7 protein-coding genes are annotated in these 9208 nt (G+C 45.8%); 6 read left to right on the forward strand and 1 reads right to left on the reverse strand.

All coding sequences use genetic code 11. The annotated features are described in order from the left end of the window. Positions 1–189 precede the first annotated feature (189 nt). The 6 genes from HMPREF0373_RS05390 (at position 190) to HMPREF0373_RS05415 (ending at position 8441) form a co-directional block, all read left to right on the forward strand. On the forward strand, positions 190–1131 hold the full coding sequence (locus HMPREF0373_RS05390; protein WP_021738622.1) for an ROK family glucokinase: 942 nt from the start codon (positions 190–192) through the stop codon (positions 1129–1131). Between the two features lie 386 nt (positions 1132–1517). Then, on the forward strand, positions 1518–2405 hold the full coding sequence (locus tag HMPREF0373_RS05395) for a LysR family transcriptional regulator (RefSeq protein WP_021738623.1): 888 nt from the start codon (positions 1518–1520) through the stop codon (positions 2403–2405). A 33-nt stretch (positions 2406–2438) separates the two neighbouring features. After that, positions 2439–3590 carry a DUF4317 domain-containing protein gene (locus HMPREF0373_RS05400; protein ID WP_021738624.1) on the forward strand — a complete coding sequence of 384 codons (1152 nt, stop codon included), beginning with the start codon at positions 2439–2441 and terminating at the stop codon, positions 3588–3590. A gap of 218 nt (positions 3591–3808) precedes the next feature. After that, entirely contained in the window at positions 3809–5833 is a 2025-nt protein-coding gene (locus tag HMPREF0373_RS05405; protein ID WP_021738625.1) for a beta-galactosidase, read from the forward strand. A 43-nt stretch (positions 5834–5876) separates the two neighbouring features. Beyond that, the gene (locus HMPREF0373_RS05410; RefSeq protein WP_021738626.1) at positions 5877–6371 is read left to right on the forward strand and encodes a phosphatase PAP2 family protein; all 495 of its coding nucleotides are present in this window, start codon (positions 5877–5879) and stop codon (positions 6369–6371) included. Between the two features lie 24 nt (positions 6372–6395). Further along, entirely contained in the window at positions 6396–8441 is a 2046-nt protein-coding gene (locus HMPREF0373_RS05415) for an alpha-L-arabinofuranosidase C-terminal domain-containing protein (RefSeq protein WP_021738627.1), read from the forward strand. A gap of 313 nt (positions 8442–8754) precedes the next feature. On the opposite strand, the gene HMPREF0373_RS05420 is transcribed toward HMPREF0373_RS05415, so the two are convergent. After that, complete coding sequence (locus HMPREF0373_RS05420; RefSeq protein ID WP_021738628.1) at positions 8755–8925, reverse strand: DUF362 domain-containing protein; 171 nt, start codon at positions 8923–8925, stop codon at positions 8755–8757. Positions 8926–9208: the final 283 nt, after the last annotated feature.

Genomic DNA, 9208 nt, shown 5'->3' on the forward strand with positions numbered 1-9208 from the left:
CGAAAGCGGATTGCGAATGTCCGCTTTACAAGTTCGGAAAAATACAAAAAAATCATTTCAAATATAGAAATCCGGCATTGAGACAGCAGCCATAGATGTGCTATACTAAGGAAAATCATGAGCAAGTAGCGAAAGCGGATTGCGAATGTCCGCTTTACAAACAAAGAACATAGTAGAGAGGTATGGAAAATGAAGAAGTATGGATTTGGTGTTGACGTAGGTGGAACAACCTGTAAAATCGGATTTTTTGAGAACTCCGGCAATATGCTGGACAAATGGGAGATCAAAACTAATACAGAGAATCATGGTGCCTCCATTCTGGATGATATTGTGGCATCCTTAGAGAGCAAACTGGCAGATGCCGGTATCAGCAAAGATGAGGTAGAGGGTGTCGGAATCGGTGTTCCGGGTCCGGTTAAAAATGACAGCGTCGTATGTGAATGTGTCAATCTCGGATGGGGTACATTCGATGTGGCAGAGACACTTTCTGAGAAAATCGGTCTGCCGGTAAAAGTAGGAAATGATGCAAATGTAGCTGCCCTTGGTGAGATGTGGAAAGGCGGCGGTCAGGGATGTCAGAACGGTGTCATGGTCACACTGGGAACCGGTGTCGGCGGCGGAATTATTATTAACGGTTCTATCGTTGGCGGTGTACATGGTGCCGGTGGAGAGATCGGTCATATGAAAGTATCTGAGACAGAGACGGAGACTTGCGGATGTGGAAAACGCGGATGCCTGGAGCAGTATGCGTCAGCAACCGGTATTGTACGTCTGACAAAACAGCGCCTAGCAGCAGATGATGCCAAGACCAGCCTGCGAAGTCTTCCGGAAGTGACCGCAAAGGATGTTTTTGATGCGGCAAAAGCCGGAGATGCAGTAGCACAGGAACTGGTGGAAGAAGTAGGAAGAATTTTAGGCGGAGCGCTTGGTTCTATCGCTGTTGTAATAGATCCTGAGATGTTTGTTATCGGCGGTGGTGTGTCCAGAGCCGGACAGATCCTGCTGGATGCCGTGCAGAAATATTTTAAGGAGCGTGTATTCAAATCCTGCCAGGAGACAAAATTTGTACTTGCTTCTCTTGGAAATGATGCCGGAATGTATGGCTGTGCAAAAATGATTTTTAATGCGTAAAAGCTTGTTGGCTGTGTAAAGGGCAAATCTGAAGCAAAAATCCAGACAGACATGGATGATTTTGCTTTCAGATTTGCCTTTTTTACTTGATGGCACTGCGTGCCGCGCTATGAAAAAAATTAAATTTTAGCCAGGAATACCACAAATAAGACATCAAAAAAGCCTGTCCAATGGACAGGCTTTTCTGATTGTTTGTTGAGAGTTGTAAAAAAGTGATTTTGAAATTTCGTTCAATTTCTGATATTAGAATACTACATAGTTACCCATTTGTAAAATTGAAAAAAGTGATATGTGAAATCAAAAAAAGTGAACAATAAGAAACAATGATATTTACTTCCGGAAGATTTCCAGATACAATAATAAGGAAATAAACAGGTGGGGGAATTATGGAACTACGAAATGTAAAAACGTTTATCAAAATTGCAGAAATCGGGAATTTTTCCAAGGCTGCCACAGAGCTTGGCTATGCACAGTCTACGGTTACCATGCAGATCCAGACGCTGGAACGGGAACTTGGCGTGTCACTGTTTGAACGAAATGGCAAGAGTGCGGTGCTTTCCGCCGCCGGTAAAGAGTTTCTGGATTATGCATACAATCTGCAGCGCTGTGAAGCCATGGCGCTGGAGCATTTTGCGGAAGGGGCAGATCCCGGTGGAGAAGTAAGTGTAGGTATCATGGAAACGTTGTGTGCTTCTCGCTATGGAATTATTTTCCGGGAATTTAAGAAGCGGTATCCAAGGGCAAATATCAAAGTGGTTGTGGCAACGACACTGGAATGTATGGAGCTGCTTGGCAAAGGAAAACTGGATTTGATCCTGACTGTTGACAAGAAAATTAATCGTATCAACTGGGTGACGGCACATGAAGTGCCCACAGAAATCCGCTTTTTCTGTCCGGCGGATCACCCGTTTGCCGGAAAAAAGGACATTCCGCTGGATACGGTTCTGGCAGAAAATTTTATTATGATCGAAGAGGGCTGCAATTACCGTCAGGCATTTGAACAGTATGTGGTGGAGGAACGGGGACGCCGACCATCGATTACAGAGATTGGGTACACCCGGCTGATCATTGATGCCGTGATTGAAAATCTGGGAGTTTCCCTGTTGCCGAGATTCACGCTGGAGGAAGCATTGCGGGAGAAAAAGATTGCATTGTTTTCCGTCAAGGGATTTCGAAGTTCGATGCTGATGCAGGTCATTTACAGCAAAAATCGCTGGGTATCGCCGGCAATGAAAGCTTTTATCGAGATGACGAAAGAATTTATGCCGGAGTAATTCCTGAAAAAAGAGTAGAAAGAGAATGAGAATATGAATAAAAAAGAAGTAACAGAGATTAAAAAATTATTTACCAAGGAACGCTGCTGCTTAAATCGTCTCTGCGGCTGTTATGTGGACGCAGACAAAAATAAAGTCGTACAGTTTAAGGAGGCATTTCTCTCCCTTCCGGAAGAAGAAATTTACAAATATCTGGATATTTTCCGTAAAAGTCTGTCCGGAACCCTTGGAAAGAATCTGCTGAATATGGAGTTCCCGCTGGAACAGGAAATGGGGGATGGCACACAGAAAAGTCTGCTGGCGCTGCGGGACAGTGAATTGAAGGATGATGTCATGCTGGACGCTTTTTATGACCGCATGATTGAGACATACTATCATCCGGAAAATTATCTGATCCTGCTGGTGCACGGTTCCTATGATATTCCGATGAAAACTTCTGATGGCATGGAGATGGATGATGCATCGGATTACATATATAATTTTGTACTGTGCTGTCTGTGCCCGGTGACACTCTCCAAGGCAGGACTTTGTTACAATGCAGAGACAAACAGTATCGAGGACCGGATTCGTGACTGGATGGTGGATCTGCCGGAACAGGGATTTTTATTCCCGGCATTTCAGGACAGAAATACAGACATTCACCGTCTGCTTTATTATTCCAAAAACGCAAATGAACTCTGCCCGGATATCACGGAGCAGCTGTTAGGCTGCCTGCAGCCAATCCCGGCCGGACAGCAGAAAGAATCTTTCCAGGCAATCATTGAGGATACCCTGGGGGAAGAGTGCGTGTATGATATGGTCCGCAACATTCATGAGAACCTGAATGAAATGATCGAAGAACAGAAGGAAAACGGCGAGCCGCTGGAACTTGATAAAATGCAGGTGCGCAAGCTGTTAGAGCGCAGCGGGGCACCGGAGGAGAATCTGGAACAGTTTGAAAAACAATACGATGAAGAAATCGGTGCACAGATGACGGTTATGGCAAACAACATCTCCGATACCAGAAAATTTGAGGTAAAAACACCGCAGATGACTGTCAAAGTCAGCCCGGAGCAGGCAGGACTGGTGGAAACACGCATGATTGACGGTGTACCATGTCTGGTCATTCCGTTGACGGATGAAGTGGAAGTAAACGGTATTCATGTACATCTGAGAGATGAAGAAGTGCTGAAAAATCTGGAGTAAAGAATATGGGGGAACGGTAAGGCGAAGTAGAAAAGAATCTGTCGTGAGACGAGTCTGAGAGGCATCGTTTTTTGCAGGGTTAATAAATGTCCTTTTTAAGACAATAGTGTTCTTTTTTCAATGAACTATTTGTTGTAATATACAGATGATGGAAGGATTATGGTTTTGCAGTTTGACCATTTATCAACATAAAAAGACAATTATAGGAGGGCATTTACATGAACAAATTACTGTACGGGGTAGCATATTATTACGAGTATCTGCCATACGACCGTCTTGATGAGGACATTAAAATGATGAAAGCCGCAGGCATCAACGTGGTGCGTATCGCGGAATCAACCTGGAGCACTTACGAAAAACAGGAAGGTCAGTTTGATTTTTCTACCGTGATAAAAGTGCTGGATGCCATGGAAGAAGCCGGCATTGATGTCATCATCGGTACACCGACCTATGCGGTACCGTCCTGGCTGGTAAAAATGGATCCGACGGTTCTGGCTGTGACCCATCAGGGAGAAGGCGTATACGGAGCCCGTCAGATCATGGACATCACGAATCCGAACTATCTGAAATACGGGGAGCGTGTGATCCGCAAGCTGCTGGAAGTATGCCGGGACCGTAAGTGCATCATTGGTTTCCAGCTGGATAATGAGACAAAATATTATGATACTGCAGGTCCGAACGTACAGGCAGCGTTTGTGGAATACCTGAAAGAAAAATTTAACGGAAGTACCGATGCCATGAACGCTGCATTTGGTCTGGATTACTGGAGCAACCGTGTGGATAACTGGGAAGATTTTCCGGATGTCCGGGGAACTATCAATGGAAGTCTCGGAGCTGAGTTTGATAAGTTCCGCCGTGGTCTGGTAACAGAATTTCTGACCTGGCAGTCAAATATTGTAAAAGAGTATGCCCGTCCGGATCAGTTTATCACCCACAATCTGGATTTTGAGTGGCGCGGATATTCCTATGGTGTACAGCCGGCCAATAATCATTTTGAAATTGCAAAAGAGGCGCTGACTGTGGCAGGATGCGACATTTACCATCCGACGCAGGACGAACTGACCGGTGCGGAAATCGCCTTTGGCGGTGATATGACCCGTTCCCTGAAACAGAATAATTATTTCGTTCTTGAGACAGAGGCACAGGGTTACCCATGTTGGACACCGTATCCGGGGCAGCTTCGGCAGCAGGCGTTCAGCCATGTGGCATCCGGTGCGGCTCTGGTAGAATACTGGCACTGGCATTCTATCCATAACTCTTTCGAGACATACTGGAGAGGTCTGCTCAGTCATGATTTCAAAGAAAATCATGTATATTGTGAGGCGAAAACGATCGGTCGGGATTTTGCGGCATTAAGTCCGGCACTCTGCAATCTGAAAAAAGAGAACAAAGTGGCGATGGTAGTCAGCAACGATGCACTGTCAGCCCTTGACTGGTTCCGCATTGATACTACAGCGGAAGGTCCGGGAAAGACTGGTTACAACGATGTGGTCCGCTGGATGTATGACGCCTTATACAAGATGAACGTGGAAGTGGACTTTATCGAGCCATCCTGCAAGGATATGGACCGGTATCAGATGGTCATTGTTCCGGCACTGTATGCAGCCTGCGAGGCAGATCTGCAGCGGATGAAACAGTATGTGGCCGATGGTGGTTACCTGATCACTACATTTAAAACGGCCTATACCGATGAAAATGTAAAAGTTTATCATGATGCGTTTCCGCATGTACTCAGCGAGTGCCTTGGCATTTCATACAGCAATTTCACATTCCCGAAAAATGTGAAACTGAGTGGCACTGCGGACGAGCAGGCAGAACTTTTCATGGAACTTGTGAAACCGGAAGGCGCTGACGTGCTGGTTTCCTATGACCATTATGCATGGAAGGATTATGCGGCAGTGACCAGAAATCATTACGGAAAAGGTATTGCGCAGTATCTTGGTTGCAAGACTTCTGAAAAATATCTGCAGAAACTGCTGGCAGATGCCATGAAAGAAGCAGGTATTGCGGATACAGTACAGAATACAGAGTTTCCGGTTATTGTGCGCCGCATGAAAGACGAAAACGGAAAAAGGGTATGGTTTTACTTTAACTATTCCCATACACCGGCAGAGGCTGTTTATGCCGGAGCAGACGGAGTGTATCTGATGAAAGAGGATCAGACTTTTCCGGGAATCAATGTGGCAGCTGGTGAGAAACTTGCACTTGGCAGCTGGGATGTACAGATCATCCGTGAGAAATAAATGAATAATTTTTTGAAGAAATGAAGAAATGAGGGAATGCAGGATGAAGCAGGAGTTTTATGACAGATTGGCAGCGCCATTCGAAACATCGGAGCGAAAGAAGAACTGTCTGCTGCGGGTAAACCATATTCTGACGGATGTGGTTTATCTCGTTTATCCTGCATTGCTTTTTTATCTGATGGTTTACAGGGACAGCCGGTTCTGGCGGGTACTCCTGGTTCCGGCGGTGACCTTTGTGTTGGTGAGTCTGTTCCGCAGGAAGTTTAATGCACCACGGCCTTACGAAAAATGGCCGGTGAAGCCGCTGATTCCGAAAGACACAAAAGGAAATTCGTTCCCGAGCAGACATGTGTTTTCCATCTATATCATTGCCATGGCAGCATGGTATGTGTGCCCTCCGCTTGGAGTAATTCTCTGTGTGGCTGGGGTGTTTCTGGCAGCGGCGAGAGTGATTGGCCGGGTACATTTTGTGAAAGATGTGGTGGCAGGAGCACTGATTGCAGTGGGATGTGGAATCCTGAGCTTTTGGGTGATATAAAAAGTGAGGAGAAGGTAAGGTATCATGAGGATTGGAAAAGAAAAAGGTGTTCCGATTTCACCGGAACTGATCGGGTTATTTTTTGAGGATATTAATTTTGCAGCAGACGGCGGTCTGTATGCAGAGATGATTGAAAACCGTTCCTTTGAGGCAAGGGAGGCCTATGGCAATCCGGGGAGGTTTTATGCGGTGGATGATCCGGGGTATGCCTGGAAGTCCGTACAGCAGTCCGGGGAAGAAGCTCCGTTTATGCAGTATGTGACAGGTACTCCGGTGTCAGAGGCGAATCCGCATTATCTGCGTTTTACTGCAAAAGCAGCAGGACAGGGTTTTGCAAACAAGGCATACGATGGGATCCGTCTGGAAAAAGATCATACCTATCGTGTGTCCTTTTATGCACGGTGTGTGGCGTATGAAGGCGATACTTTTCAGATAAAGGTCATAAAAGACGGACAGGTTTTTGCAGAGGTGGCAGTAAATGCAGTGAAGCCGGTACCTTATGTGCCGTTCTGTGATCTGAAAATCCCGATGGAGATTGGTTACGGTACGTTAAATCCGGAGATTCAGCACATTCGTGAGATGGATCAGAGCGGCAAGTGTCGTAGAAGTGAGTGGATAAAATATGAGGTGGTACTTACAGCGCAGGATGATGTCCGTGGGGCGCAGTTTGCAATTACGTTTGATGTGCCGGGTATCGTAGAGTTTGATCTGATCTCCATGATACCGGAAGATGCAGTGGCAGGGATTTTCCGGAAGGACCTGTTTGAGGCATTGCAGGCGATAAAACCGGGATTTGTGCGTTTTCCGGGCGGCTGTATCGTGGAGGGTATCAGCCTAGACAACCGTTATTACTGGAAAAATACCGTGGGTGATGTGAAAGATCGGCGCTATATCCCGAATCTTTGGGCATTTGACGATGACTGGAGCAAGAATGATCCAATGACAAAGCGGCCGGATGCACATTACGGTCAGTCCTTTGGACTTGGATTTTATGAATATTTTCTGCTGTGTGAACTGCTGGACGCAAAACCGCTTCCGGTGCTGAATATCGGTACGGCGTGTCAGTTCCGTTCCACGGAGATGGTAGATTCTGACAATCCAAAGTTTGAGGAATATGTACAGGATGCACTGGATCTCATTGAGTTTGCCAACGGACCGGTGGACAGTACATGGGGCGCATTGCGGGCCAGAATGGGACACCCGGAGTCTTTCCATATGGATTTTCTGTCTGTGGGAAATGAACAGTGGGAGACACAGTATCTGGATATGAAGCATCGCTATGAGCGGTTTGCGCAGGCAATTCATGCGAAATATCCGGAGATCCGGCTGCTTGGAACCGCAGGTCCTTTTATGGAATGCTCCATCACAGAGGATGCATGGAAGTTCTATCGGGAAAAGGCGAAAGAGAATCCGGACTTCAGCTATGCTGTGGATGAGCATTATTATGTCAGTCCACAGTGGTTATATGACCATGTGGCAATGTATGATGAGTATCCGCGGAATGTGGCAGTATTTGCCGGAGAGTACGCCGCACATACCGAAGACCGGGCAAACTCCATGGAGAGTGCGCTGGCGGAAGCAGCACTTCTGACCGGCATTGAGAAAAATGCGGATGTGGTGAAACTTGCTTCCTATGCACCGCTGTTTAACCGCATCGGACACAGTCAGTGGAAGCCGGATATGATCTGGTTCGATGACAGTGATGTGTATCTGACACCAAATTATTATGTGCAGAAATTGTTTGCAAATCACAGAGGTACCTACACTATTCCGTTGCAGAAACAGGATGTGAAATTGCGAAAGGAAGGCATCTATGTATCTGCCGCAGTGGATGCGCATGGTGAGATCATTCTGAAACTAGTCAATACAAATCATCGGGAATATGCGCTGATGCTGGAGGATGCAGATGGTCTGGCGGTAAGGACAACGGGACAGATGTGGACGTTGCGGGGAACCGGGGAAATGCCGGAGGACAGACCGGAGGTGTCAGTGGTGACAGAGGAAACGGCGGAAATCGATGGATGTGTGTTCATACCGGCACAGAGTCTGGTTGTGATCCGCTATCAGTAATGATCACTGGATTAGATGATTGCGGTATGAAGTAAAAAATGTAATTTTGGAATAAAAAGATGTTGAGGTTAAAAGATGCCATACGAATTGTTCCGTACTTCGTACTCCCACAATTCTACCCAATATTCGCATATCGTGAAGCTGACGCTCCACTTTTATGCTCATATCAGGGCGGGTCATTAAGCCATAAAACCACTCCTGTGCAAGCACATCGTGATTTCAGGCTTTTGACCCTGGCATCATAAAAAAAGACTGCCGCGATGCGACAGTCTTTTTAATGTTCAATATAATATGTGCCAAAAAGACTTTATGATTAAGCCTCAGAGATAGCACCTGTAGGACATGTACCTGCACATGCGCCGCAATCGATGCAAGCATCAGCGTCGATCTGGTACTGAGCATCTCCTTCAGAAATAGCACCTACCGGACATCCGCCAGCACATGCACCACACATTACACAAGAATCGTTAATTACGTATGCCATAATTGTTTCCCTCCTTAAAAAATACTTGTTCGTCAAGCTTTCATAAGCTTTTCCACATAATAATATAAAAAATCAAAAATTGCAAGTGTTCAATGAGATAAAAAGATCAATAAGTACGCTTTTTGGCGATTGTATTGAAGTTAATACATCTTGACACTTGAGTTAGCGTATGCTATCGTAGATATTGAGTAAGTTTTCTTGTTTACAGAATATAGGACAACAGCAAAAATCCGCATATGCGGATTTTTTTGTTTGATAGGAAATTACGTTGAATTTCCTGTCA

This window comes from Eubacterium ramulus ATCC 29099 (assembly GCF_000469345.1).
Lineage (GTDB): Bacteria > Bacillota > Clostridia > Lachnospirales > Lachnospiraceae > Eubacterium_I > Eubacterium_I ramulus.

What these genes read in the sequence shown, in the direction of transcription:
- HMPREF0373_RS05390 (WP_021738622.1), top strand. Translation starts at nt 190, where the DNA reads ATGAAGAAGTATGGATTTGGTGTTGACGTAGGTGGAACAACCTGTAAA.
- HMPREF0373_RS05395 (WP_021738623.1), top strand. Translation starts at nt 1,518, where the DNA reads ATGGAACTACGAAATGTAAAAACGTTTATCAAAATTGCAGAAATCGGG.
- HMPREF0373_RS05400 (WP_021738624.1), top strand. Translation starts at nt 2,439, where the DNA reads ATGAATAAAAAAGAAGTAACAGAGATTAAAAAATTATTTACCAAGGAA.
- HMPREF0373_RS05405 (WP_021738625.1), top strand. Translation starts at nt 3,809, where the DNA reads ATGAACAAATTACTGTACGGGGTAGCATATTATTACGAGTATCTGCCA.
- HMPREF0373_RS05410 (WP_021738626.1), top strand. Translation starts at nt 5,877, where the DNA reads ATGAAGCAGGAGTTTTATGACAGATTGGCAGCGCCATTCGAAACATCG.
- HMPREF0373_RS05415 (WP_021738627.1), top strand. Translation starts at nt 6,396, where the DNA reads ATGAGGATTGGAAAAGAAAAAGGTGTTCCGATTTCACCGGAACTGATC.
- HMPREF0373_RS05420 (WP_021738628.1), bottom strand. Translation starts at nt 8,925, where the DNA reads ATGGCATACGTAATTAACGATTCTTGTGTAATGTGTGGTGCATGTGCT.